This window comes from Micromonospora sagamiensis, assembly GCF_014680085.1.
GTDB classification, from domain to species: domain Bacteria; phylum Actinomycetota; class Actinomycetes; order Mycobacteriales; family Micromonosporaceae; genus Micromonospora; species Micromonospora inyonensis.
Genome location: NZ_AP023438.1, coordinates 4,897,472 through 4,922,749, shown reverse-complemented (window position 1 = coordinate 4,922,749; position 25,278 = coordinate 4,897,472). Strand labels below are relative to the sequence as shown.

The window sequence follows — 25,278 nt, the reverse complement described above, 5'->3', positions numbered from 1 at the left end:
GAGGCCGGCCGTACCCCGGGTGAACGGTCACTCGCGGGTCTGGTGGTGGCCCAGGAGGGTGGGGCCGAGCATGACCGCGAAGCCGGACCCGTCCCGCCGCGGGTCCTCCGCCGGCAGCTCGACCGGTTCGCCGGTGGCGGTGGAACCCACCGGCCGGGGGCCGACCCACGCCACGACCAGGTCCGTCTCGCCCTTGAGAAAGCGCTGGGCACGCACCCCGGCGGTCGCCCGCCCCTTGGCCGGGTACGCCGCGAACGGCGTCACCTTGACCGTGGCCCCGGTCGAGGTGACCACCATCGGCTCCCCGTGCACCGGGTCGTCGGTGCGCACCGCCCCGAAGAAGACCACCCGCGCCCCGGCCGGCAGGTTGATGCCGGCCATCCCGCCGCCCCGGACACCCTGCGGCCGGACCAGTCCGGCCGGGAAGCGCAGCAGCGACGCCTCGGAGGTGACGAAGGCCAGCGTCTCCGCCCCGTCGGTCAGCCAGGTCGCCCCGACCACCTCGTCCCCCTCGCGTAGGGAGATCACCTCGAACTCGTCCGAGCGCACCGGCCACTCCGGCGCGCACACCTTGACCACCCCCTGCCGGGTGCCCAGGGCCAGACCGGGCGAGCCCTCGGCGGTCGGGCCGAGCGGGGCCAGGGCGACCACGGACTCCCCCGCCGCGAGCGGCACCAGCTCGGCCACGGACATCCCACCGCTGAGCGAGACCGTGCCGGCCTGCTGGGGCAGGACGGGCAGCGGCAGCACGTCGACCTTGAACGCCCGCCCGGCACTGGTCACCACGAGCACCCGGCCCCGGGCGGTGGAGTGCACCAGCGCGCGTACCGCGTCGTGTTTCACCCGGCCACGGCGTCCACGCCCCTCGGCGGCCTCCTCCGACTCGGCCGCGGTCCGGGCGATCAACCCGGTGGCGGAGAGGATCACCTGGCACGGGTCGTCGGCGACCTCCAGCGGCCCGGCCGGCACGGACGCCGCCAGGACCTCCTTCAGGTCGCCGTCGACCAGGGTGGTCCGGCGCGGGGTCCCGAACTGCTTCACCACCGCGCCCAGCTCGTCGGAGACCAGCTTCTGGAGCACCTTCTCGTCGTCGAGGATCCGGGACAGCTCGGCGATCTCGCCGCGCAGCTTCTCCTGCTCGGCCTCCAACTCCAGCCGGTCGTACTTCGTCAACCGGCGCAGCGGGGTGTCGAGGATGTAGGTGGCCTGGATGTCGGACAGACCGAACCGGCTCATCAGGCCGTCCTTGGCGGCCTGGGCGTCCTCGCTCTCCCGGATCAGCCGGACCACCCGGTCGATGTCGAGCAGGGCGACGAGCAGGCCGTCGACCAGGTGCAGCCGCTCCTGACGCCGACGCCGCCGGTACGTGGTGCGCCGGGTCACCACCTCGTACCGGTGGGCGAGGAAGACCTCCAGCAGGGCCTTGAGCCCCAGGGTCCGGGGCTGCCCGTCGACCAGGACCAGGTTGTTCACGCCGAAGGACTGCTCCAGCGGGGTGAGCCGGTAGAGGTCGGCCAGGAGCGCCTGCGGATTGACCCCGACCTTGCACTCGACGACCAGCCGGGTGCCGCTCTCCCGGTCGGTGAGGTCCTTGACGTCGGCGATGCCGGTCAGCCGCTTGGTCTTCGTCACCTCGTTGGTGATCGCGGCGATCACCTTCTCCGCGCCGACGCCGTACGGCAGCTCGACCACGGTGATCGCCTGCCGGCCCCGGCTGCCCTCCACCGGGCCGATCTCCACCTTGCCGCGCATCCGCACCACGCCCCGCCCGGTCTCGTACGCGCGACGGACCTCGTCCAGACCGAGCAGCAGACCGCCGGTGGGCAGGTCCGGGCCGGGGACGAACTCCATCAGCTTGTCGAGGGTGGCGTCCGGGTGCCGGATCAGCCAACGGGCCGCCGCGACCACCTCGCCGAGGTTGTGCGGGATCATGTTGGTGGCCATCCCGACCGCGATCCCGGACGCGCCGTTGACCAGCAGGTTCGGGAAGGCGGCCGGCAGCACGGTGGGTTGGGTCAGCGAGCCGTCGTAGTTCGGCTCGACGTCGACGGTCTCCTCGCCCAGCTCGCCGACGAGCAGCATCGCCTCGCGGGACATCCGGGCCTCGGTGTAACGCGCCGCGGCGGGACCGTCGTCCGGGCTACCAAAATTCCCATGCCCGTCGATGAGTGGCACGTTGAGCGAGAAGTCCTGGGCGAGCCGGACCATCGCGTCGTAGATCGCGGTGTCGCCGTGCGGGTGGTAGCGCCCCATCACGTCACCGACCACCCGGGCGGACTTGACGTGCGCCCGGTCCGGGCGGAACCCGGACTCGTGCATGGAGTAGAGGATCCGGCGGTGCACCGGCTTCAGGCCGTCCCGCGCGTCGGGCAGGGCCCGGGAGTGGATGACCGAGAACGCGTACTCCAGGTAGGAGTCGGAGACCTCGGTGACCAGCGGGTTGTCGAACACCCGCGCACCGGCCCGGTCGAAGGCGGACAGGTCGACCTTGTCGCGGGTTTCCTTACGGCGTGCCATGGTTACGCTCTCTCCCGGGACGGGGGGTGGTCATGCGTCGATCGCCTCGCGGTCGACGCGGTCGGCGGACTCGATCAGCCAGTTGCGGCGCGGTTCGACCTTCTCCCCCATGAGCAGGTCCAGGATCCGCTCGGCGGCGTCGACGTCCTCCAGAGTGATCCGCCGGACCGACCGGGTGGCCGGGTTCATGGTGGTCTCCCAGAGTTCGTCGGCGTCCATCTCCCCCAGGCCCTTGAACCGGGGGATCGGGGTGACGATCTGTTTGCCGGCCTTCTCCAGCTTGCGGACCGTCGCCTCCATCTCGGCCTGGGTGTAGGTGTAGACGGTCTGCGGGTTGCGCCCCCTCGTGGTGATCTTGTGGAGGGGTGGCATCGCGGCGTAGAGCCGACCGGCCTCGATCAGCGGACGCATGTAGCGGGCGAAGAGGGTGATCAGCAGGGTACGGATGTGCGCGCCGTCCACGTCGGCGTCGGCCATGATCAGGACGCGGCCGTACCGCATGGCGGAGAGGTCGAACGTCCGCCCCGAGCCGGCCCCGAGCACCTGCACGATCGCCGCGCACTCGGCGTTGTCCAGCACCTGCTGGAGGTTCGCCTTCTGCACGTTGAGGATCTTGCCCCGGATCGGCAGGAGCGCCTGGTACTCGGCGGACCGGGCAAGCCGGCCGGTCCCGAGGGCGCTGTCCCCTTCGACGATAAATAATTCACTTCTGTCGATGCCTGCGGAGCGGCAGTCGACCAGTTTCGCCGGCATGGCCGCGCCCTCCAGGGCGGTCTTGCGCCGGGCGGCATCCTTCTGCTGCTTCTGGGTCAGCCGCACCCGGGCCGCGTCGACGATCTTCTGGAGGACGGTGCGCGCCTCGGCCTTGGTCCGGCGGTCCTCCAGCCACGCCTTGAGGTGCTGCTCCACCAGGGACTGCATGACCTTGGTGATGCCGGCGGTGGAGAGTTCGTCCTTGGTCTGCGAGGTGAACTGCGGCTCGGGGATGCGCACGTGCACCACGGCGGTCATCCCCTCCAGGACGTCGTCCAGGGTGGGCGGGTCCTCCTTGGCCCGGAGCAGGCCCCGGGTGTTGCGGACGGCGTCGGCGAGGGTCCGGGTCAGCGCCCGCTCGAAGCCCTTGCGGTGGGTGCCGCCGTGCGCGTTGCGGATGGTGTTGGTGAAGCACTCGACGGTGCGCTCGTAGCCGGTGCCCCAGCGCAACGCCACCTCGACCTCGGCGCGGCGCTGCACGTTGGACTGCATGACGCCGTTGGCGTCGGCGGCGTTCTCCCGGTAGGTGCCCTCGCCGGTGACCAGCAGGGTGCCGGAGACGGCCCGGTCGCCGGCCGGGGCGAGGAACTCCACCATGTCCGCGAGCCCGTTCGGGTAGTGGAACTCCTCCCGGGTCGGCTCCTCGCCGGTCTCGTCGCGCAGCAGGTAGTTGACGCCGGGCACCAGGAAGGCGGTGTTGCGCAGTTTCATCCGGACCGCGTCGACGTCCAGTTGCGCGCCGGTCTCGAAGTAGCGCGCGTCGTGCCAGTACCGGATCGAGGTGCCCGTCCGCTGGCCACGCTTCATCGCGCCGACCACCTGGAGGCCGGGGCCGGGGGTGAAGGGGTCGTCCGGGCCGGGGCCGTCGAAGATGCCGGGCACCCCGTGCCGGAACGACATGGCGTGGACCTTGCCGCCCCGGCGCACCGTCACGTCGAATCGACGGGAGAGCGCGTTGACCGCCGAGGCGCCGACGCCGTGCAGGCCGCCGGAGGTCTTGTAGCCGGAGCCGCCGAACTTGCCGCCGGCATGCAGCCGGGTCAGCACCAGTTCGACGCCGGAGATGCCGGACTTGGCGTGCACGTCGGTGGGGATGCCCCGCCCGTCGTCGTCGACCTGCACCGAGCCGTCGGCGTGCAGCACGACCTCGATCCGGGTGGCGTGGCCGGCGACCCCCTCGTCGGTGGAGTTGTCGAGGATCTCGTTGACGAGGTGACCCACGCCACGGCTGTCGGTGGAGCCGATGTACATGCCGGGGCGCTTGCGGACGGCGTCCAGCCCCTCCAGGTGGGTGAGGTCATCGGCCCCGTAGAGAGGCTCAAGCTCTGCGGTCAACTTGGTCGTACTCCCAGGTCTCGGCGGTGCGGGGCCACCTCCGGCGAAGATCGCCGGTGGACGGCACGCCGCAGCGAGCCTAGCCGGATGCGCCGACATAACGTCGCCGCCCCGCGCCGCGCCCGTCCGGGCGGACCGATCGTGAGCAGGGCGAGGGGCGTACCGCGCGGGGTCGGCCCGGGTCCGTCCGGCTCCGCGGGGCACGAATTCCATCGATCGAAACGGTGCCGAACCGTTGACGCCCGCGAGAGGGGCGTGATGTGATCGCGATCTCGAAGACTTTCTCACATTTCCATCATTGGATGGAGGTTCGATGTCCCTGTTCCGTCGTACCGCGCTCGCGGCGGCGCTGGTCGTGGCCTCGGCCGGCTTCACCGCCGCGGTCGCGTCCCCCACCCCGGCGACCGCCGCGCTCCCCACCGCCGCGGTGGCACTCGGCGACAGTTTCATCAGCGGCGAAGGTGCCGGCGCGTACGCCCCGGTGGTCGACGTCAACGGGGTGGCCCAGGGCTTCCCGGGCTGGTCCGCGCCGAACAACAACGCGTACTTCTGCCACCGCTCGTCGAACGCGTCCCTGCACCGGGCCAGCCTCCCGGGCATCCAGGACCGGTTCAACCTGGCCTGCTCCGGCGGGCAGCCGTACGACATCGGCGCCGCCTCGGCGGCGCGGGCCAAGGGCCGGCAGGTGGCCTCCCAGCTCGACCAGCTCCGCACGGTCGCCCGGACCCACGACATCGACCTCGTCCTGGTCGGGCTCGGCTCCAACAACAGCTCGTTCACCTTCGGCTCGGTGGCGGAGAAGTGCGCCAACCGGTTCATCGCCGACGCCTGGACCGGCTGGTGGGAGTTCTGGGCGTACCTCGGCGGCCCGGTCCCGCAGGAGCCGTGCAGCGACGCCGACCTGGCCACCCCGGCGCAGCTCACCGCGGCCACCGGGGAGACCACCTCGGCGGTCCGGCAGATCCTCGCCACCCTCGCCCAGGTCGACGCCGACGGCCAGCACCGGGTGGTGTTCCAGGACTACACCAACCCGCTGCCGTTCGACCTGTACCCGACCTTCCACGAGCAGGACAGCCGGGACGACACCCGGGACAAGTTCCGGGACCTCGGTGCCGAGCGGTACGCGGCCGGCTGCCCGATCCACCGGGCCAGCCTCGCCCCGGGACACCGCTTCTCCGCCAGCCTCGGCACCCTGGTGCGGTCGACCCGGGACGCTCTCGCCGCCGAGTTCCCCGGGGCGGACCTGGTCTACCTGAACGTGCAGCGCGCCTTCGACGGTGCCCGGCTCTGCGAGTCACCGACCAGCCCCACCGGCACCCTGGCCACCCCGATCCGGCTCCAGGACGGGCCGTCCGGGGTCTTCGTGACCAGCCTCTCCGGTTACGACAAGCTGGACATCCAGGACATCGCCAACACCTGCGTCACCTACTTCCAGACCTGCCAGGAGTCGTGGCACCCGAACGCCGCCGGGCACCAGGTGCTCGGGCAGTGCCTGACCGCGGCGGCCACCGCCGCCGCCCGCAGCGTGGCCTGCGTACGGGCACCGGACGGCAGCATCAGCGTCTCCTGATCGTCGCCGTCGTCGACGGACCACCGGGACCCCGCCCATCTCCGGCGGGGTCCCGTCGTGTTCCTGCCGGTCCCGTCTCCGAGGTGCGGCGGTCGGGGTCCGGCGCGTCCGGGCGGCGGTCAGCCCGACCGGCCGCCGAGGGTGAGCAGCACCGGGCCAGCCGAGCCCGCGACCAGGTCACCGAGGCGGACCTGGTCGAGCACGTCGAGGAAGGCGTCCTGCGCCCGGCGCAGCGCGCCGCGCAGGCGGCACCCGGGCAGCAGCGGACAGGCCGGACGGTCGCAGTCCACCACCTCGTCGTCGCCCTCGAACGCGCGGACCAGCGCGCCGACGGTCAGCCCGGTCGCCTCCTCGGCGAAGACCACGCCGCCGGAGCGCCCCCGGATGGTGACCAGCACGCCGAGCCGCTGGAGGCGTTGGACGACCTTCGCCACGTGGTTGCGGGGCAGGGCGAGCCGCGCGGCGAGTTCGTCCACGGTCGTCCGGTCCGGTGACGCGGCGGTCAGCATGGCGATCCGCAGCGCCATGTCGGTGGAGCGGTTGAGCTTCACCTCACGACCCTAGCCAGCGCGGCAGGTGGGCCGGCACGGCCGGAGGTCCCGCCGGGGTGTGATCCGGACAACCGTGGATCCGGGACTTTCGACCCTGAAGAGGTATTTGATCTACCTGTTTAGCTGGACGCGATCGATCGATCAGTGACCAGAAGGAGTGAGTCGTGCTCACGGAGTCATCAGCAGCGGTGGTCAAGGCGACCCTGCCGGCCGTACAGGCGCACGGGGAGCAGATCACCGGCCGGTTCTACCAGCGGATGTTCGAGGCCCACCCGGAGCTGCTCGACATCTTCAACCGGGGCAACCAGGCGACCGGGGCCCAGCGCGCGGCGCTCGCCGCCGCCGTGGTCGCGTACGCCGAGCACCTGGTCGGGGTGAGCAACCTGCCGTGGGGACCGGTGATGGACCGGATCGCGCACAAGCACGCCTCGCTCGGGATCACCCCGGCGCAGTACACCATCGTCGGCCGGCACCTGATGGCCGCCGTCGGCGAGGTGCTCGGTGACGCGGTCACCCCCGAGGTCGCGGCGGCCTGGGACGAGACGTACTGGCTGCTCGCCTGCGAGCTGGTCGCCCGCGAGGCGCGGCTCTACCACACCGCCGGGATCGGCGAGGGCGAGCCGGTGTGGCGGCCCTGGCGGGTCGAGCGGCGGACCCGGGAGACCGCCGACGTCGTCTCCTTCACCCTGGTCCCGGCCGACGGCGGGCCCGTGCCCGACTTCGTCCCGGGCCGGTACGTCTCGGTCGCCGTCGACCTCGGCGAGGGACGCGGCCAGCAGATCCGGCAGTACAGTCTCTCCGGCCGTCCCGGCGCGGACCACTGGCAGATCACCGTCAAGCGGGTACGCGGCATCGACGGCGCCCCGGACGGGATGGTCTCCACCTTCCTGCACGAGCAGGTGGCCGTCGGGGACACGCTGCGACTCAGCCCGCCCTTCGGCGAGGTCGCCTCCGCCCCCGGGGAGGGTCCGCTGCTGCTGGTCAGCGCCGGCATCGGGGTGACCCCGGCGATGGCCGCCCTGGAGCACCTGGCCGCCACCGCCCCGCACCGGCCGGTGACCCTGGTGCACGCCGACCGGGCCGGTGGCACGCACGCCCTGCGCAACCAGCTCCCCCGGCTCGCCGCCGCCCTGCCGGGGCTGCGCCTGCACCTGTGGTACGAGGAGGACGGCGACCTCATCGACGGGCTGGCCGCCGAGGTCAGCGCCGGTCGGGTGGACCCGGAGCTGATCCCGCTCACCCCCGACGCGCACGTCCACCTCTGTGGACCGCTGCCGTTCATGAACCAGGTCCGCGGCGGGCTGTTGCGCCGGGGCGTACCGGCCGGGCGGATCGCGTACGAGGTGTTCGGCCCCGGCATGCTCCGCGACGACGCCTGACCCCCACCGAGCCGGACGTGACCTGATCGGTTGGTTAGGTCGGACGGCTCAGGGTAGGGACCTGCCATGCGGGTCGGGCGTCCGCCCCCACCGGAACGTCACGGACGCGCCCCGGTCGGTACCCGCCGACCGGGACGCGCTCCGCCGGCCCGCGTCGGACGCGGGACGGCACGCCAGACGTTTCGACAGACCGTTCCCGAAGGCGACGGGACCGGTTGATGGAGGAGGAAGCATGCGCATCGCGATGATCTCGGAGCACGCCAGCCCGCTCGCCCTACCCGTCGAGCCCGATGCCGGCGGCCAGCACACGCACGTCGCGGAGCTGGCCGCCGCGCTCGTCGACGCGGGCCACGACGTACGGGTCTACACCCGCCGGGACTCCACCGCGATGCCCGACGCCGTTCCCGCCGGGGACGGCTACCTGGTCTGCCACGTGCCCGCCGGACCGCCGGAGCGGCTGCCCCGGGACGAGCTGCTGCCGTACCTCGGCGAGTTCGGACGCTGGCTCGCCGGAGCGTGGCGGGACGGGGACTGGCTGCCCGACGTCGCGCACGCGCACTTCTGGATGAGCGGCCTGGCCACCCTGCACGCCGCCCGCAGGACCGGGGTGCCGGTCGTGCAGACGTACCACGGGCTCGGCACGGTGGCCCGCCGGCAGCTCGGCAACCGGGACACCAGCCCACCGGGGCGGATCGGCTACGAACGCGCCATCGGCCGGGCCGTCGACCGGGTGGTCGTGCAGTGCCAGGACGAGGTCGGTGAACTGCTCCGGCTGGGGGTGCCCCGGTCCCGGATGACCCTGGTTCCCACCGGGGTCGACCAGGAGCTGTTCCGCCCCGACGGGCCGGTCGCGCCCCGGGACCCGGCCCGGCCACGGATCCTCACCGTCGGTCCGCTGGTCGCCGCGCAGGGCCTGCCGGACGTGGTACGGGCGCTGCCGGGCGTGCCGGAGGCGGAGTGCGTCGTGGTCGGCGGTCCCCCCGCCGACCTGTTGCACACCGACGGCACGGCCCGCCGGCTGCGGGCCCTCGCCACGGCCTGCGGCGTGGCCGAGCGGGTCCGCCTCGTCGGCGCGGTCCCGCGCCCGGAACTGGGCCGCTGGTACCGCTCCGCCGACATCCTCGTCGCCGCTGGCTGGCAGGAGCCGTTCGGCCTCACCCCCCTGGAGGGCATGGCCTGCGGGGTGCCCGTGGTCGGGACCACCGTCGGCGGGATCACCGACTCCGTGGTCGACGGGCTCACCGGCGACCTCGTCCCGCCCCGCGACCCCCGGGCACTCGGTACGGCGATCCGCCGGCTGCTGCGGGACAACGTCCGCCGGTTCTCGTACGCCACCGCGGCGCTGGACCGGATCCGCAGCCGGTACTCCTGGAAGCGGGCCGTCGAACAGCTCGGAGCGGTGTACACCGCGGTCAGCGGCGTGGCCCGGCCGGCCCCGGCGGTCGCCTGACCACCTCCGGCGACCGGTCGTCGGGAATAGCCGTCCGGGGGGTGGGTATGCCGCAGCGCCCACACGGCGGAAGGGGATCAGATGTCCGAACGACACACCGTACTGCGCTCGATGCACGACCTCGGCCTGGCGGCCTGGTTCGGCGGCTCCTTGATGGGCGCCACCGGGGTCAACGGCGCGGCAGCGAAGATCAGTGACAAGACCCAACGGCTGCCGGTGGCGTCGGCGGGCTGGGCCCGGTGGACGCCGGTCAACGCGGCGGCCATCGGGACCCACCTCGCCGGCGCGGTCGGCGAACTGGTGACGGAGAGCCCACGGGTGCTCACCCAGTCCGGGGTCGGCCGGATGAGCGCGATCAAGACCGCACTCACCGTCGCCGCCCTGGCCATCACCGGGTACAGCCGGATGCTCGGCATGCGGTTGGAGAAGTCGGGGCATCCACCGGTGGCCGGGGTCACCGAACCCCAGCCCGACACGCCGCGCGCGGTCGCGACCTCGCAACGGCAGATGAAGGTGCTCCAGTGGGCCGTCCCGGCCGTCACCGGGGCGCTGATCGTGGTCACCAGCTACGCCGGTGAGCAGCAGAAGCCCGGCCAGGTGTTCCGGGGCTTCCTCGGTCGCGCCGGCGGCATGATGACCGGGGCGGGCAAGGGCATGGGCATGGGCATGCTCAGCACGAACGGGAACGGCCGGACGCACCGCATGATGGCCCACCGCTGACGGCGGGCCGCGCGACCCGCGACCGACTACGGTCGCGGGTCGCCGCGTGGGTGGAAGCAGGGGCCCCCTGTTACCGCTTTCTGTCGAGCAGGGGGCCCCTGCAGGCACCCCGGCCCGGCGCGTCGACGGTCAGCGGCGGGCGGGCAGCGGGACCGGTCCGCCCGCCGGCACGCCCAGCAGGTCGGCCAGCCGGGCGGCGTCCCGCTGCGCCTGGTCGCCACAGCAGTTGTTCATCAGCACGTGCAGCTCGTCGGCCTGCCCGGCCAGCTCGGTCAGCAGTCCCGCCCAGTGCGCGAGCTCGTCCTCGGCGTACGCGTAGCGGAACCTCTCCTGCTTGTCGCCGCTCTCCCAGGCGCTGCTGTGCCCGTGGAACCGGATCATCGCCAGCCCGGCGGTGACGGTCAGGATGGGCGGGACCGACGAGGCGAACCCCTGGGGCATGTCGACGCAGACGAAGGTCAGGTCGTGCTCCCGGAGCAGGTCGAGGGTGTCCAGCACGGTGGGCTCGGCGAACCAGGAGTGGTGGCGCAGTTCGACGGCGACCCGGTGGGGCCGGCAACGCCCGGCGAGGTCGGCGACGCGCCGTTTCGCCGCCTCACCGTGGGCGAACCACGGCGGGAACTGCAACAGCACCGCGCCCAGCCGGTCGGCCCCGGCGAGCGGGGCCAACGCGGCGTGGAACCTCACCCACAGCTCGTCGTACGCCCCGTCCGGCAGGTCGCGGCGCTGTACCTGCCGGCGGGTACCGGCCGGACGCAGGTCCCGGGGCAGCACGGAGACCGGGGTCGGGTGTCCGGTGAACAGGCTGAACGCCTTGACGTCGAAGGTGAAGCCGTCCGGTGTGGCCGCCGCCCAGCCCTCGGCGGTCTCCGGTGTCGGCACCGCGTAGTAGGACGTGTCCACCTCGACCAGACCGAACCGGCCGGCGTAGTGACCGAGCCGGGCCGCGGGGGTCCGGGCGGTGCGGGGGTACCAGCCGGAGCGCAGCAGCATCTGGTCGGCCCAGGACGACGTACCTACCTTGATCACACCCATGGGTCCAGTTCACCCCCGGTGTCCGGATTCGGCAACCGGGGGGCGTCCCGACCGGGTCGTCCGCCGGGAAAGTGTCGGGGGCGACTCGTAGCGTGACTCCGCATCGGACGACCCGGAAGGACTCCCCCATGACCGTTTCCGACATCCCGGCGACCGGCGAGCGCGCCGACCTCCTCCACTCGCTGGCCCTGCACCGCGGCTTCCTCCGGCGCACCGTCGACGGGCTCACCGACGAGCAGGCCGCCCGCCGCACGACGGTCAGCGAGCTGTGCCTCGGCGGCCTGGTCAAGCACGTCGCCGGGGTCGAGGAACGGTGGCTGCGCTTCGTGGTCGAGGGTCCGGCCGCGATGCACGCCGATCCGGACGCCTGGGCGACGCAGTTCCGCATGGTCGACGGGGAGACCCTGGCCGGTCTCCTCGACCGGTACGCCGAGGTCGCACGTCGCACCGACGAGCTGCTGGCCACCGTCGACCTCGACGTCTCCCGTCCGCTGCCGTCGGCGCCCTGGTTCGAGCCGGGCGCCCGCTGGTCGGTGCGTCGGGTGGTGCTGCACGTCATCGCCGAGACGGCCCAGCACGCCGGGCACGCGGACATCATCCGGGAGGCGCTCGACGGGCAGAAGACCATGGGCTGACCCGCCCCGACGCCCCGGGCACCTCGGCCCGGGGTCGGTACGGGGGTGGGGGGGGATGGGGGGTGGGTCAGGCGCGGGGTGGGCCCTGGTAGTTCGGTGCGACGTAGACCGGCAGGCGCTCACCGCCGGCACGGGCGTAGCGACGGGTGTACGTCACGTGACCATCGGCTCGGGAGGGCGGGAACCCCTCCGCGAGGTCACCTGTCCGCTCCGAGGGCAGCGGGACGGTGAAGCTGACCGGGAGCGACCGCAGGGCGGCGGCTGCCCGGGCGGGCGTCACCTCGTGACGTTCGTTGTGCCAGGGACCACCGAGGAAGAGCACCTTCATGCCTTCATGTTCTCCTGTCGCTAACTGTGACGCCTCATCCATCGGTCCGTCGACTACTACCGTCCCGGTTGGACCTTGAGGTGTCGATCCGTCCGTTCTGCCGGTGACCCCAGGGATGATCCCGGACCGGTCCCGGGGACCGGGAGGATGATCCTCCGGTCGGTCATCCCGGCAGACCGGCACGTCCCGTGTGACGCCGGACGGTCCGGCGGCGCTGATCGACACGAGATGACCCCACACCACCAGCACCAGATCGACCGGGATACCGTCGAGCGCCTGCTCGACGGTGCCGCCGTCGACCGCCGACGGGTGCCCGACGACCTCGTCCGGCTGCTCGACGCGGTCCGCGCCGCTCCCCTGACGGAGGAACTGCGCGGCGAACACCTGGCGGTGCGGGCGTTCCACACCGCGCGACTGACACCGGCGCGGCGACCGTCGCCGCATCCCGCCCTCCGGGGCACCCTGGCCCGTCTGCTGGCGGCGAAGACGACCATCGCCGCACTGGCCGTGGCCGCGACCGGCGGCATGGCCCTCGCCACGGTACAGGGTGTGGTGCCCAATCCGCTGCGTCCGGCACCGCCGGCGACGACCGCTCCCACGCACGGACCGTCCCCCGGCAGCGACCCGGGCCGGGTCCGGACGTCACCCACCGGCAAGCCGCCGGCGCCGGAGCTGGTCGACTCGTGCCGGGCCTGGCGGGACGCGCGCGCCACGGACCCGGAGCGGACGCTGCGGAACCCGACGTTCGCCCCGCTGGTCCGAGCCGCCGGTGGGCGGGACGGGGTCGACGCCTGGTGCGACACGGTGCTGGGCGGCAACGGGACGCCGGGACCCCCGGCCGGCAGGCCGACCACCGGTCCCGGCGCTCCGGCGTCCGGTCGGCCCCACCCGTCGCCCTCGCTTCCGGCGGCCCCGACCACGCGCCCAGCGGTCCCGTCGACGAGGCCGACCGGGCAACTGACGGTGCCCACCCCGCTGCCGACGGTGCCCACCCCGCTGCCGACGGTGTCCACCCCGCCGACGGACGACCTCCCGGGCCGGCCCGGCCACACGACCGGCCCGCCAGCCCCGGTGGACGCCCTGCCGGAGCCCACCGGGGCTGGCGGGGACACCGCTCGCCGGTGACGGGCCCGCGAAGGACTGTTAACGTGCGCGGATGACTCTGCGGCGTAGGCCGGCGGCGCTGGTCCTCCGGCTGTTGGTCGTCGGCTGCGTACTGGCCGGGATCGTGCTCACCGCCGTCGGTCCGGCCACGGTGACCGGCCTGCTGCCGTACTTCACCATCCAGAGCAACCTCGCGGTCGGGCTGCTTGCCGGCTATACCGCCACCCGGGCCTGGCGGGGATTGCCCGACCCGCCGTCGGCGCTCAGGGGCGCGGTCACCCTGTACATCACCATCACCGGGGTGGTCTACCACCTGGTCCTGGCCAACCCGGCCAGCCCGTTCGCGATGCCGCAGCCGGACCGCACCCTGGCCGACGCGGCCGGCAACCAGTTCCTGCACACCGTGGTCCCGCTGCTCGCGGTGGCGGACTGGGCGTTCTTCGACCGCCGGGGCCGGCTGCGCCCCCGGTACGCGGCCTGGTGGCTCGCCTTCCCCCTGGCATACCTCGGGTTCGCGCTGGTCAGAGGGGTCCTGGTGGACTCCTACCCGTATCCGTTCGTGGACGCCGGTCAGCTCGGCTACGCCGGGGTGACCGTGAGCGCGCTGGGCTTCGCGGTGGTGTTCTGGCTGCTCGGCCTGGTCTTCGTGGGGGTGGACCGGGTCCTGGCCCGCCGCGCGCGGCCTCCGGTACCGGCCATCCCGGCGCAACCGGCCCCGAACCAGACGGCGGAGACATCCGGAACGGCGGCATCCGCGCAGGGCGTCACCCGGGACGGGTGAGTTCCCGTCGAGGCCGGGTAGTCGGGGCGGGCGACCACGACGAAGGGCGACGACCATGCGCGCGCTGCGACTGCCGGACTGGAAGAGTGAGCCGGAACTCGTCGAGGTGGACGAGCCGACTCCGGGACCTGGCCAGGTGGTGATCAGGGTCGGGGCGGCCGGCGCCTGCCACTCCGACCTGCACCTGATGCACGACTTCGAGGCGGGCACGGTGCCGTGGAACCCGCCGTTCACCCTGGGGCACGAGAACGCGGGGTGGGTGCACGCCCTCGGCGCCGGTGTCACCGGGCTGGAGGTGGGGCAGCCGGTCGCCGTCTACGGGCCCTGGGGCTGCGGCACCTGCGCACGGTGCCGGGTGGGTGTCGACACCTACTGCGAGAACCCCGCCGGTGCGCCGGTGCCCGGCGGGGGCGGCGGCCTGGGGCTGGACGGGGGCATGGCCGAGTACCTGCTCGTACCGTCCGCCCGGCACGTCGTCCCGCTGCCCGACGGGATGGATCCGGTGCAGGCCGCTCCGCTGACCGACGCCGGCCTCACCCCGTACCACGCGGTGCGCCGCTCCTGGGCCAAGCTGCCGCCGGGCAGCACCGCCCTGGTGATCGGGGTGGGCGGTCTCGGCCACGTGGGCGTGCAGATCCTCAAGGCCACCACCGCGGCACGGGTGATCGCGGTGGACACCCGGGACGAGGCGCTCGCCCTGGCCCGCGAGTGTGGGGCCGACCTGACCCTGCGCTCGGAGTCGGACCCGGTGGCCGAGATCCGCGCGGCCACTCCCCGAGACCGGGGCGTGGACGTGGTGCTCGACTTCGTCGGGGTCGACGCGACCCTCAGGCTGGGTGCGGCCAGCGCCCGCACCCTGGGTGACCTGACCGTCGTCGGCATCGGCGGCGGCACGCTGCCGGTCTCCTTCTTCTCGGTGCCGTACGAACTGAGCATCCAGACCACGTACTGGGGGAGCCGGCCGGAGCTGAGCGAGGTGCTCGACCTCGGGGTCCGAGGGCTGGTCCGGCCGAAGACCAGCACGTTCGGGCTGGACGAGGCGGTCGACGTCTACCACCGGTTGCGGGAGGGGAAGGTGGCGGGACGGGCGGTGATCGTGCCCTGACCGCCTGCCCTAGGGTGGGCCGGTGGTCGCCGCGCTGGAGTTGTATCTCGACACCGACGCCACCCGGCGGATCCGGGTGCTGTGGGAGGCGTTGGAGGCGGAGGGGGTGCAGAGCCTCCGGTACCTGCTCGACCAACGCCACCGGCCGCACGTCTCCCTGGCGGTGGCGCCCCGCCTGGACCCGGAGCGCGTCGCCGGGGCACTGGCCGGGATGACGGTGGCCGCGCCGCTGCGGCTGTCGTTCCTGCACGCCGGGCAGTTCGTCGGACGGGTGCTCTGGCTCGGCCCGACGCCGACGGCGGAACTGCTCGCCCACCACGCCGAGGTGCACGCCCGGCTCACCCGGGCCGGGGTGGGCCTCTCCGAGCACTACCAGCCGGGCCGCTGGGTGCCGCACTGCACGCTCTCGATGCGGGTGCCCAACGCGCTGATGGCTGCCGCCGTCCGCCGCTGCCTGGAGGTGCTGCCGATCGAGGCCCGGGTGGTCGGCGCGGCGGTGACCGACCACGCCCGGGGCATCGCCCACCCCCTGTCCTGACCGTCTCCACCCCGGTACGGGCCGGCGGGGGCGGGTGACGGCGGACTCAGGTCCAGCCGTACTCCGCCCGCAGGACCGCGGCGACCCGGTCGAACCGGGTCCGGTCCAGCACCGCCCCCTCCCGCCGGATGCCGTCCTCCCGCATGGTGAGCACCCGGTCGAGCCGTACCCAGCTCGGCCGGCTGTCCCGGTCCCACGCGCCCGGGCCGAGGGGGAACCAGTGGCGCTGGCCGTCGCGGTCGCTCTGGCTGGAGAGCATGAGCCCGAACAGCGTCCGGCTCTCCCGGCCGACCACCAGCACCGGCCGGTCCTTGCCCTGACGGGGGTCGTCCTCGTAGGCCACCCAGGTCCAGACGATCTCGCCAGGGTCGGCCCGACCGTCCGGTTCGGGCGCGTAGACGAGGTGCCGCCGACGCAGGGCCGCCGCCTGGCGCCCTCGGGCGACCTGGGCGGGGATGTGCGCCGGGGTTCCGGCACCGCTCCGGACGACCCGACCGACCCGTGCCGCCACGCTTCTGAAGAGTCCCGCCACGGCCGGAAGCCTAGCCGCCGGCCGCCAACCCCGCTGGGTGGCGACCACGCCGTCGGCGGGAACGCCCGGCGCGGACCGTGGTCGTCAGGGGGTCACCAGGTAGTTCCAGGAGCTCGGTCCGGGCGGCGGGGGGATCAGCGCGGGGCCGGCCCCGTCCCGCGACTCGGCGAGCACCCGCATCTCCACCTCGTGCCGAGCGGGCACGGAACCGGGGAGCCGGAGCAGGACGTTCGAGCGGACCCGGTCCTCCCCCCGGTTCCAGCGCATGGTGTTCGAGGGCAGGTGGCACACGGTGATGGTGACCCCGATCCGCGCGGCGAAGCGGGCCAGCCCGGACCGCCAGGACCTGCCGCCCCCACCCGCGGAGTCCGCGACGATCAGCAGCTGGCGGGCCTGCTGACTGGACTCCGCCCACCAGCTGCTGACGGTGGCCAGCGCCACCGCCCAGGTGTCCCGGTCGACGGGCTGGTCGGTCCAGTCGCCCTCGCCGGCGGGACCGGCCGCGCCCGGGTCGGCCGTCGGGGTGTCGGCGACCGCCGGCCCGCCGGCTCCGGCCGCGTCCGCCTGTTGCCGGCGGCGCAGGCTGAGCACGATCACCGGTTGCCCGGCGAGGACGCACCGTTGCACGTGGTCGTTGACCCGGTGGAACTGGGCGTCCCGGTCGAGTTGCTGGCCGGCGAGGAGCGGACGGGAGCTGGTCGACAGCCGGAAGCCGGCCTCCCGCAGCAGCCGGCTCACCGACCAGGCCGAGACCCGGTGCCCCAGTCCGGACAGTTCCTCGGCGAGCCGCCGGGTCGAGCGGGTGGTCCACTGGAGCACCGGACGCGGCTGGTGGCGGGGTTCCATCAGCCCGAGCAGGTCGGTCATCAGGCCGGGATCGGTCTCGGTGAGTCGCTTCCGCCCCCCACCCGGACGCCGCACGCGTGCCGGCCGCGCCCCCGGGGACTCGAGCTCCTCGATCCCCTTCGAGACGGTGCTCGGATGCACCCCGGCGGCGAGTGCGATCCGGCTGATCCCACCCCGCCCCAGCGACCGGGCGCGGGCCGCGAGCACCAGCCGGCGCTGCCGCTCGTCGAGATGCGGTTCGAGCATTCGGAACTCTTCGGCAAAACCCTTTACGCCATCCCCGTTCGTCCCCATGACTTGACGAGTATACGCATCTCAAACCACCGCACGAGATAGCTTGTGGTGAATTTCTGCACAGTCTCGCGCCCATTCTCGCCACCAACCGCGCACATCGTGACGCGTCTGACACCCATCGACACGGGTCGCAGTGCCTCATTCCGGCCCGACCGCACCGACCACACCGGCTCCGCAGCTCAGCGCAGCAAGGAGGCCCGTACCCCCTCGACCCGACCGCCCGGCGAGCCGAGGCGAGCCGGGCCGAACCAACCACACACAGCCGCCAACTGCCACGTAGTTATTTCCTCGCGAAACGCGTCTACGACTCAAGCCACACGCAACTCGAATCGCGCTACCTGCTGTTGCGGCGGGGCCGGATCAACATGTGGAACCACAAGTGGTCGCGCGAGAAAATAGGTATTTGGCGGCCATGGGAAAGTCGTGCTACCTCATTGGATCTGCGCGGCGCGAACTCGGGGGAACACAAGAGCCGGTTGGAGGCGTCAGTGTTGTTCGACCACGACAGACCGAACTGGCCGCTGCTGGGTGCCCAGTCCGGGATCTGGTACGCCGAGTCACTGGACCCGACCGGGGCGTCCTGGAGCATCACCGACCGGGTCGACATCCACGGCCCGGTCGACCCCGCCACCATGACCGCCGCCCACCACCAGGTGGAACGGGACTGCGAGGCGCTCCGCCTCCGGTTCGCGGTCACCGCCGCGGGGCCCGTACAGCACGTCGACCCGGACGCCTCCTCGCCGCTGCACCTGGTCGACGTCAGCGCGGAGGCCGACCCGGAAGCGGCGGCGGACGCCTGGACGACCGCCGACATGGCGGCCCCGGTCGACCGGCTCGGCACGGGGCTCTGCACCACCGCGCTGATCCGGTTGGCCCCGGAACACTTCGTGCTCTACCGGCGGGTGCACCACCTGATGGTCGACGGCTGGAGCATCGCCCAGCTGCACCGCCGGACGGCGGCGACGTACACCGCCCTGATGACCGGACAGGCCCCGCCGCCACCGCCCCCGCCGCTGCGGATCCTCGGCGACGGCGAGGCCGCGTACCTCGCCTCCGACCGGGTGGAACGGGACCGTCGGCACTGGCTGGACCGGCTGGCGGACCGGCCGGAGCCGACCCGGCTCGCCGGACGGCACGGCCGGCGCGGCGGACCGGTGATCCGTCGCCGGGCCAACCTCGGCGTCGCCCTGACCGAGCGGATGCGGGCCGCCGCCGGGCGGTTCGGGGTCGGCTGGTCGGAATTCGCCGTCGGGGTCGCGGCGGCCTACGTCGGGCGGATGACCGGCGGCACCGACGTGCTGCTCGGGCTTCCGGTCACCGGCCGGATGAGCCGCGCGGAACGCGACGTGCCCGGCATGACCACGAACGCCATGCCGCTGCGGGTCCGGATGCCGGCCGGCACCAGCCTGGCCGCCCTCCTCGCCGGGGTGGGCGCGGAACTGCGGGCCGGCCTGCTGCACAGCCGCTACCCCGCCGCCATGCTCGGTCGCGACCTGGGCCGGACCGGGCAGGGGCGGCCCTTCTGGGGGGCGGTGGTCAACGTCATGGGCTCGACCGCCCCGCTCCACTTCGCCGGACATCCCGCCACGGTGCGCACCCTCTCGCTGCCGGACGTCGACGACGTCTCCCTCGTCTTCTTCCAACTGCCCGACGGGGACACCGAACTGCTCCTCGACGCCGACTCCGTCGCCCACCCGCCCGCGGAACTCGACGCGCACCTGCGGCGGTTCCTCTTCTTCCTGGAGGCGGCGACGTCGGCGGAGCCCGGCACCGCGGTCGACGACCTGCCCCTGGTGGACGCCGGGGAACGGGAGCGCCTCCTCGGCTGGGGCCGGGGGCCGGTCCGGGACATCCCGCCGGTCGGCATGCACCAACTCGTCGAGCAGTGGGCGGAACGGACCCCGGACTCCCCCGCTCTCGACGACGACGGCACCCCGGTGAGCTTCCGCGAGCTGGACCGGCGGGCCAACCGGCTGGCCCGGCACCTGGTCGACCGGGGCGTCGGTCCGGGTCAGGTGGTGGCGTTCGCGCTCCCCCGGTCCGTGACGCTGGTCACCGCCGCGCTGGCGGTGCTGAAGTCCGGGGCGGCCTTCCTCTCCCTCGACCCCGCCTACCCGCTCGCCCGGCTGTCGTTCATGGTCGACGACGCGGAGCCGAGCCTGCTGCTGCTGTCCCGGGAGACCACGGCGCTCGGCGACCACCTGCCGGTACGACGGCTGCTCGTCGACGATCCGGAGCTGACCGCGCGACTGGCCACTCTCGACGCCGGTCCGCTCTCCGACCGGGAACGGACCCTGCCCACCTCCCCCTGGCAGCCGGCGTACCTGATCTACACCTCCGGTTCCACCGGCACCCCGAAGGGCGTGGTGGTCCGCCACCGGGGGGTGGTCAACCTGACCGCGGCCATGGTGGACCGGCTGGGCTCCGGTCCGGGCACCCGGACCCTCCAGTTCGCCTCCGCCAGCTTCGACGCCTTCGTCGGCGAGATGACGCAGTCGGTGCTGAACGGTGGCACCCTCGTCCTCGCCCCGGCCGAACGGTTGACGCCCGGCCCCGAGCTGACCCGGCTCATCCGGGAACGGCAGGTCAACGACCTCGTCCTCGCCCCGTCCGTGCTCGACGTGCTGTCCGGGCAGGACCTTCCCCCGGGCACCACCGTGTCGATCGTCGGAGAACTGTCCGCGCCGACGGTGGTCGAACGGTTCGCGCCGGTCTGCCGGCTGATCAACGGGTACGGGCCGACCGAGGCGACGGTCTCGACCGCGATGAGCGGCCAGCTCACCGGGGACCGGGCCGCCGCCCCACCGATCGGGACCCCGCTGCGCAACGTCCGGGTCTACCTGCTCGACGCGCACCGGCGGCTGGTGCCCACGGGCGCGGTCGGTGAACTGCACATCGGCGGCGCGGGGGTCTCGCTGGGTTACCGGGGCAACCGGGCGCTCACCGAGGAGCGCTTCCTGCCGGACCCGTTCGCCGCCGACGACGACGGCGAGGCGCGGATGTACCGCAGCGGCGACCTGGCCCGGTGGACCGCCGACGGCGAGTTGGTCTTCGTCGGACGCGACGACGACCAGGTGAAGATCCGGGGCTTCCGGATCGAGCTGGGTGAGGTCGAGGCCGCGCTGGTCCGGCAGCCCGGGGTGGTCCGGGCCGCGGCCACGGTCCGCGACGACGGCGCCGGGGGCCGGCAGCTCGTCGGGTACGTGGTGCCGGCCCCGGAGAGCGCGGTCGACCCGGCCCGGATCCGCGCCGGGCTGGCCGAGGCGCTCCCCGCCCATCTGGTCCCCGGGATCGTGGTGCCGGTCGACGAGCTGCCCCGCACGGCCAGCGGCAAGCTCGACCGGGGGGCCCTGCCCGACCCGTACGCCGCGACGCCCCCGTCGGACGCGACCGGCGGCCGGACGACCCGCCGGACCGACGCGGAGGAGGTGCTGGCCGCGCTCTTCGCCGAGTTGCTGGGCGTGCCGGCCGTCGGCGCCGACGACAGTTTCTTCGACCTCGGTGGACACTCGCTCTCCGCCACCCGCCTGCTGGGCCGGGCGCGGACCCTGCTCGACGTCCACCTGTCGGTACGCGACCTGTTCCGCCATCCGACCGTGTCGGCGCTCGCCGCCCGGATCGGTCCCCCACCGGTGGCCGCCACCGGCCCGGTCGCCGCCGTGCCGCTGCGGCGCACCGGCAGCCGGCCGCCGCTGTTCTGCCTGCCGCTGCCGGACGGCCGGAGCTGGCCCTGGCTGCGCCTGGTCGCCCGGCTGCCCGCCGAGGTTCCCGCGTACGGCCTCCAGGGCGGGGTGACCGGCTCGGCCGGCTTCGAGGAACTGGTCGCCGGGTACGTGGCCCGGATCCGCGAGGTCCGGCCCGAGGGCCCGTACCACCTGCTCGGCTGCGGGACCGGCGGCTACCTGGCGTACCAGGTGGCGGTGGCGTTGCAGGCGGCCGGCGCGGAGGTCGGGTTGCTGGCGCTGCTGGACAGCTTCCCGCCGGACGAGACGCATCCGTCGCCGCCACTGACCGATCGGGAGGCGCTGCTCGGCGTCCTCGACCTGTACGGCGTACCGCGCCCCGCGTCGGGCCCGCCGGACGCCGCCACCGTGGCCGGTCTGCTGCACGCCCGGGGCGGCGGGCTGACCGGGGTCGACGAGACGGCGGTACGCGACCAGGCCGACGCCCTCGCCCGGCTCAGCCACCTGGCGCACGAGTTCACGCCCGGCCGGTTCGTCGGGGACCCGCTGGTCCTCGCCACCCGCTCGGACGGGGCGGGGCAGCCGCCGACCGTGCCGGACTGGGGCAAGTACGTGACGGGTCGGGTCCGCGAGCGGCTGCTCGACGTCGACGGCGCGGATCCGCTGGGCCCCGACCCGGTGAGCGCCCTCGCCACCGCGCTGGCGGTGGCCCTCGACCCGGCCGGCCCGACAGCGGCGGACGGCACCGCGCCCGGGGAGCCGGCACCACCCGACACCGTGGCCACCGAGCGACCGCAGGAGGAGACGGGTACCCGTGAAACCCACCGATGAGGCCACCGCGCGCGCCACCCGGGCGGACGTCCGCAACGCCGCCCGGCATCTGCGCACCGAGGTCGACGACCGGTCCTTCGCGTCGAAGCTGACGCTCTGGGCCCTGCTGACCGTTGCCGGCGGGGTGCTGGCGGCCCGCCCGGAGATCACCCTGCGGGTGCTGGGCGTGGTGGTGTCGGGCTGCATGTTCGCCCACGCCGCCGAGTTGCAGCACCAGACGCTGCACGGGCTGGGATTCCGCCACGCGCGGGCGAACCGGCTGGTCGGCGTCCTGCTGGGACTGCCGATGCTGATCTCGTTCTCCGCGTACCGGGCCACCCACCTGCGGCACCACCGCGACCTGGGCACCCCGGAGAACCGGGAGTTCTTCGACTACGGCGACCAGTACGGCACCGACCGCCCCCGGTCCCGGCTGCGGACCGCCTGGGACTGGACGGTGCGCTTCACGATGCTGCACCACTACGGGCTGTTCCTGGTCGACGCCGGACGGGCGCTGCGCGGTGCGGACCACCCCGGGGAGACCGCCACCACCTCCCGCCGGATCCGGGCAGAGCACCGGCTCGTCCTCGCCGTGCTCGCCGCCGCGACCCTCGGCTCGGTGCTGCTCGGCGAGGCCCTGGTGGTGTGGTGCTGGCTGGCCCCGCTGCTGCTGGTCGCCGGGCCGGTGCACGCGTTGGTCGAGCTGCCGGAGCACTTCCGGTGCGCCACCCTGGACCGCGACCCGTTCGCCAACACCCGCACGATCCGGTCGAACCGGCTGATGACGTGGTTCACCAACGGCAACAACTTCCACGTCGAGCACCACCTGATGCCGAACCTGCCGATCGAACGCCTGCCCGAGCTGCACCAGCAGGTGCGGCACCAGCTGCACCACTTCCACCCCGGGTACGTGGACTTCTTCCGGACGTTGGTGCGCCGGTGAGCGCCCCGTCCACCACCGGGATGGTGTTCCGGCTGGCCGAGTCGACGGCGGACCGGGCGGCGGTGCTGCGGCTGCGGGACGCGGTCTACGTCCAGGACCAGGGGCGGCTGCACGACGCCGCCGACACCGAGCAGACCTTCGACCGCTTCGACCCGTACGCCCACTACATCCTCGCCCTCGACGGCGACGAGCCGGTCGGCACGGTCAAGGTCATCCCCGACCAGGCGGCCGGGCTGCCCTGCGAGGACGTGGTCGACCTGACCGCGCTGCGACCGGGCAACCGGCTGGTCGAGTTCGGGCACCTGATGACCCTGCCGGCGATCCGCAGCCGCTCGGTCGGGCTGGCGCTGATGCGCGAGGCACTGGTGCACAGCGTCCGGCGCTTCGGCGCCACCCACATCATCGGGGACTTCTTCGTCGACGAGAACTCCGGCCAGCTCCGGGACTTCTACCTGGAGATCGGCTTCGTGCCGCTCGGCGAGCCGTACCTCGACGAACGGTTCGCCGGGGGGCCGCTGAGCCTGGTGGCCTACCTGGACGTACCGGACGCGGTGGCCCGGTCCCGCACGCCCGAGGGGCGGCGCAGCCGCCTGTTGCAGTTCTTCTTCGCCGACTACCACGCGTACGCCAGTGCCCGGTGACCCCGGGCGGGAGGAGACGAGGGTGCGAACACGTCGTCAGGAGCTGGCCGAGGCGAAGGCGGCCCACAACCATCCGACCTACTCGACGATGTCTTTCGTCATGGGCTGCGGCGTGCAGGGTCCCGGCTCCGGCGCGCACGTGACCGACGGCGACGGCCGGGACCTGCTGGCCCTGTTCGACCAGTACGGCAACCAGTCGTTCGGCTACTCGCACGAGCGGATCGTGGCCGCCGTCGCCGAGCAGCTGGCCTCCGGCCGGCTGAACAGCACGAAGATCCTCTTCGAGGAGGAGCAGATCCGGCTGACCGCCCGGCTGGCCGAGCTGACCGGCGGCCGGCTCCCGTACGCCTATCTGGCCAACGGGGGCGGGGAGAGCATCGACAACGCGCTCAAGCTGGCCCGCGCCGCCACCGGCCGGACCACGTTCGTCAGCGCCCTCGACTGCTTCCACGGCAAGACCTTCGCCGCGCTCAGCGCCGCCAACCGGCCCGAGCACGCCGCCCTGTACCGCCCGTTCCTGGAGCGGTTCCGGCAGGTGCCCTTCAACGACCTGGCCGCGCTGGACCGCGCGGTGGACGGCGACACCGCGGCGGTGCTGCTGGAGCCGGTGCAGGCCGAGGGGGGCGTGGTCGTCCCCGACGAGGACTACCTGGCCGGGGTGCGGCGGATCTGCACCGAGCGGGGAGCCCTGCTGATCCTCGACGAGATGCAGACCGCCTTCGGCCGCTGCGGGCCCTTCTTCGCCTTCGACCGGTTCGGGGTCACCCCCGACCTGGTCTGCGTGGGCAAGGCGTTCGGCGGCGGGGTGGTCCCCCTGTCGGCGGTGCTCGGCACCGAGGCGGTGTGGACCAGCCTGCGGGCGCTCCCGTCCACCTTCGGTTCCAGCCTGGGCGGCAACCCGCTCTGCTGCCGGGTGGGGCTGGCCGCCATCGAGATCGCCACCGAGGAGTCGTTCGGCCGGACGGTGGCCGCGCACACCGAGACGCTCGGCACCCGCCTGCCCGCCCTGGTGGCCCGCTTCCCCCGGCTGCTCGCCGCGCACCGGGGCATCGGCATGATGCACGGCCTGGAGTTCCACGACGAGACGCTCGGTGGGATGGTGCTCGCGCTGCTGCTGCGGCACGGGGTGACGTCGACGTACTCGCTCTACCACAACCGGGTGCTGCGGGTGCAGCCGCCGATGGTCATCTCCCCGGCCGACCTGGCGTACGGGCTGGACGTGCTGGAACGGGTGCTGACCGAGGTGGACGCCCGGCAGGACGACCCGACCGGGCGACCGGCGGTGCCCTGCTCGCCCGTCACCCGCACGGCGCTGCTGCCGCTGCCCTGCGCCGAGCTGCGCGACCTGCTGCACCGGCAGCCCCACCTGCTGGATCCGTTCGCGCTGGACCCGGCCGGGTTGGCCCCGAGCGACGACGGGCTGGAGCCGGAGTTCGCCGGGACGCTCGGGCACGACCGGGTGGTCTGGGCCGACCGGGTCACCCGTACCCCGGAGGGCGTGACCGCCTCGGCCGTCCCCGACTGGCTCTGGCGACGGCTGGACCGCACCGTCCGGGTCCGCCCGGTCGACGGTGACGACCGGCGCAGCGCGGTCGAGGTCCGCATCGACTGGGACACCGGCTCCGGGCCGTACGAGCCGCTGCTGGCCGGACAGCTCGGGCCGTTCGTCAGCGACCGGCTCGACGCCCTGCTCGCCCGACTGGCCGACGAGATGGCAAGGACTTGACC

At 73.5% G+C, this 25,278-nt stretch carries 19 protein-coding genes and 1 pseudogene; 13 read left to right on the top strand and 7 right to left on the bottom strand.

Annotation, left to right across the window (positions count from 1 at the left end; genetic code table 11):
• Positions 1-27: 27 nt before the first annotated feature.
• Entirely contained in the window at positions 28-2,517 is a 2,490-nt protein-coding gene (locus IGA62_RS21760) for a DNA gyrase/topoisomerase IV subunit A (protein WP_145819082.1), read from the bottom strand.
• 30 nt (positions 2,518-2,547) lie between these two features.
• Positions 2,548-4,704: pseudogene (locus tag IGA62_RS21755) on the bottom strand (DNA gyrase/topoisomerase IV subunit B).
• A 214-nt stretch (positions 4,705-4,918) separates the two neighbouring features.
• Here IGA62_RS21755 and IGA62_RS21750 point away from each other — a divergent pair.
• Positions 4,919-6,175, top strand: a complete 1,257-nt coding sequence (locus IGA62_RS21750; protein ID WP_145819084.1) for an SGNH/GDSL hydrolase family protein — start codon at positions 4,919-4,921, stop codon at positions 6,173-6,175.
• A gap of 119 nt (positions 6,176-6,294) precedes the next feature.
• Here IGA62_RS21750 and IGA62_RS21745 read toward each other — a convergent pair whose 3' ends face one another.
• A complete protein-coding gene (locus IGA62_RS21745) occupies positions 6,295-6,726 on the bottom strand; it encodes an RrF2 family transcriptional regulator (RefSeq protein ID WP_145819085.1) in 432 nt (143 codons plus the stop codon).
• A gap of 164 nt (positions 6,727-6,890) precedes the next feature.
• Here IGA62_RS21745 and IGA62_RS21740 point away from each other — a divergent pair, with 164 nt between their 5' ends.
• The 3 genes from IGA62_RS21740 (at position 6,891) to IGA62_RS21730 (ending at position 10,275) form a co-directional block, all read left to right on the top strand.
• Positions 6,891-8,105, top strand: a complete 1,215-nt coding sequence (locus IGA62_RS21740; RefSeq protein WP_232624731.1) for a globin domain-containing protein — start codon at positions 6,891-6,893, stop codon at positions 8,103-8,105.
• Positions 8,106-8,337: 232 nt separating this feature from the next.
• Complete coding sequence (locus IGA62_RS21735) at positions 8,338-9,555, top strand: glycosyltransferase (protein ID WP_145819086.1); 1,218 nt, start codon at positions 8,338-8,340, stop codon at positions 9,553-9,555.
• An 81-nt stretch (positions 9,556-9,636) separates the two neighbouring features.
• Positions 9,637-10,275 (top strand): hypothetical protein, encoded by a 639-nt coding sequence (locus tag IGA62_RS21730; protein WP_232624730.1) that lies wholly within the window; start codon positions 9,637-9,639, stop codon positions 10,273-10,275.
• 129 nt (positions 10,276-10,404) lie between these two features.
• On the opposite strand, the gene IGA62_RS21725 is transcribed toward IGA62_RS21730, so the two are convergent.
• On the bottom strand, positions 10,405-11,310 hold the full coding sequence (locus IGA62_RS21725) for a DUF72 domain-containing protein (protein WP_145819087.1): 906 nt from the start codon (positions 11,308-11,310) through the stop codon (positions 10,405-10,407).
• A gap of 128 nt (positions 11,311-11,438) precedes the next feature.
• Here IGA62_RS21725 and IGA62_RS21720 point away from each other — a divergent pair, with 128 nt between their 5' ends.
• Entirely contained in the window at positions 11,439-11,945 is a 507-nt protein-coding gene (locus IGA62_RS21720; RefSeq protein ID WP_145819088.1) for a DinB family protein, read from the top strand.
• 67 nt (positions 11,946-12,012) lie between these two features.
• On the opposite strand, the gene IGA62_RS21715 is transcribed toward IGA62_RS21720, so the two are convergent.
• Positions 12,013-12,273 (bottom strand): hypothetical protein, encoded by a 261-nt coding sequence (locus IGA62_RS21715; protein WP_145819089.1) that lies wholly within the window; start codon positions 12,271-12,273, stop codon positions 12,013-12,015.
• A gap of 228 nt (positions 12,274-12,501) precedes the next feature.
• Here IGA62_RS21715 and IGA62_RS21710 point away from each other — a divergent pair, with 228 nt between their 5' ends.
• The 4 genes from IGA62_RS21710 to IGA62_RS21695 are packed head-to-tail and all read left to right on the top strand — an operon-like array spanning position 12,502 to position 15,801.
• The gene (locus tag IGA62_RS21710) at positions 12,502-13,398 is read left to right on the top strand and encodes a hypothetical protein (protein WP_145819090.1); all 897 of its coding nucleotides are present in this window, start codon (positions 12,502-12,504) and stop codon (positions 13,396-13,398) included.
• Between the two features lie 31 nt (positions 13,399-13,429).
• Positions 13,430-14,158, top strand: coding sequence for a Pr6Pr family membrane protein (locus IGA62_RS21705; RefSeq protein ID WP_186499963.1), 729 nt, complete (start codon positions 13,430-13,432; stop codon positions 14,156-14,158).
• A gap of 55 nt (positions 14,159-14,213) precedes the next feature.
• Complete coding sequence (locus IGA62_RS21700; protein ID WP_145819091.1) at positions 14,214-15,263, top strand: NAD(P)-dependent alcohol dehydrogenase; 1,050 nt, start codon at positions 14,214-14,216, stop codon at positions 15,261-15,263.
• Between the two features lie 22 nt (positions 15,264-15,285).
• Positions 15,286-15,801, top strand: a complete 516-nt coding sequence (locus IGA62_RS21695) for a 2'-5' RNA ligase family protein (RefSeq protein ID WP_145819092.1) — start codon at positions 15,286-15,288, stop codon at positions 15,799-15,801.
• A gap of 46 nt (positions 15,802-15,847) precedes the next feature.
• Here IGA62_RS21695 and IGA62_RS21690 read toward each other — a convergent pair whose 3' ends face one another.
• Positions 15,848-16,333, bottom strand: coding sequence for a type II toxin-antitoxin system PemK/MazF family toxin (locus IGA62_RS21690; RefSeq protein ID WP_145819093.1), 486 nt, complete (start codon positions 16,331-16,333; stop codon positions 15,848-15,850).
• A gap of 84 nt (positions 16,334-16,417) precedes the next feature.
• On the bottom strand, positions 16,418-17,425 hold the full coding sequence (locus IGA62_RS21685) for an ISAzo13-like element transposase-related protein (protein ID WP_186499965.1): 1,008 nt from the start codon (positions 17,423-17,425) through the stop codon (positions 16,418-16,420).
• A 536-nt stretch (positions 17,426-17,961) separates the two neighbouring features.
• Between IGA62_RS21685 and IGA62_RS21680 the strand changes: the two genes are divergently transcribed.
• From IGA62_RS21680 to IGA62_RS21665, 4 genes are read left to right on the top strand one after another with little or no spacing between them, the layout of a single operon-like run.
• Positions 17,962-21,987: a non-ribosomal peptide synthetase gene (locus tag IGA62_RS21680; RefSeq protein ID WP_186499967.1), complete on the top strand. Its 4,026-nt coding sequence runs from the start codon at positions 17,962-17,964 to the stop codon at positions 21,985-21,987.
• The gene (locus IGA62_RS21675) at positions 21,971-22,909 is read left to right on the top strand and encodes a fatty acid desaturase family protein (RefSeq protein ID WP_145819096.1); all 939 of its coding nucleotides are present in this window, start codon (positions 21,971-21,973) and stop codon (positions 22,907-22,909) included. Before IGA62_RS21680 ends, IGA62_RS21675 begins: the two co-directional genes overlap by 17 nt.
• Positions 22,906-23,550, top strand: a complete 645-nt coding sequence (locus IGA62_RS21670) for a GNAT family N-acetyltransferase (protein WP_145819097.1) — start codon at positions 22,906-22,908, stop codon at positions 23,548-23,550. Before IGA62_RS21675 ends, IGA62_RS21670 begins: the two co-directional genes overlap by 4 nt.
• 22 nt (positions 23,551-23,572) lie before the next feature.
• Positions 23,573-25,276 (top strand): aspartate aminotransferase family protein, encoded by a 1,704-nt coding sequence (locus IGA62_RS21665; protein ID WP_145819098.1) that lies wholly within the window; start codon positions 23,573-23,575, stop codon positions 25,274-25,276.
• Positions 25,277-25,278 lie beyond the last annotated feature (2 nt).

Excerpts from the sequence above, each read along its gene's own strand:
- IGA62_RS21700 (WP_145819091.1), top strand. The coding sequence starts at position 14,214 with ATGCGCGCGCTGCGACTGCCGGACTGGAAGAGTGAGCCGGAACTCGTC.
- IGA62_RS21705 (WP_186499963.1), top strand. The coding sequence starts at position 13,430 with ATGACTCTGCGGCGTAGGCCGGCGGCGCTGGTCCTCCGGCTGTTGGTC.
- IGA62_RS21750 (WP_145819084.1), top strand. The coding sequence starts at position 4,919 with ATGTCCCTGTTCCGTCGTACCGCGCTCGCGGCGGCGCTGGTCGTGGCC.
- IGA62_RS21730 (WP_232624730.1), top strand. The coding sequence starts at position 9,637 with ATGTCCGAACGACACACCGTACTGCGCTCGATGCACGACCTCGGCCTG.
- IGA62_RS21720 (WP_145819088.1), top strand. The coding sequence starts at position 11,439 with ATGACCGTTTCCGACATCCCGGCGACCGGCGAGCGCGCCGACCTCCTC.
- IGA62_RS21685 (WP_186499965.1), bottom strand. The coding sequence starts at position 17,425 with ATGCTCGAACCGCATCTCGACGAGCGGCAGCGCCGGCTGGTGCTCGCG.
- IGA62_RS21715 (WP_145819089.1), bottom strand. The coding sequence starts at position 12,273 with ATGAAGGTGCTCTTCCTCGGTGGTCCCTGGCACAACGAACGTCACGAG.
- IGA62_RS21760 (WP_145819082.1), bottom strand. The coding sequence starts at position 2,517 with ATGGCACGCCGTAAGGAAACCCGCGACAAGGTCGACCTGTCCGCCTTC.
- IGA62_RS21725 (WP_145819087.1), bottom strand. The coding sequence starts at position 11,310 with ATGGGTGTGATCAAGGTAGGTACGTCGTCCTGGGCCGACCAGATGCTG.
- IGA62_RS21710 (WP_145819090.1), top strand. The coding sequence starts at position 12,502 with ATGACCCCACACCACCAGCACCAGATCGACCGGGATACCGTCGAGCGC.
- IGA62_RS21735 (WP_145819086.1), top strand. The coding sequence starts at position 8,338 with ATGCGCATCGCGATGATCTCGGAGCACGCCAGCCCGCTCGCCCTACCC.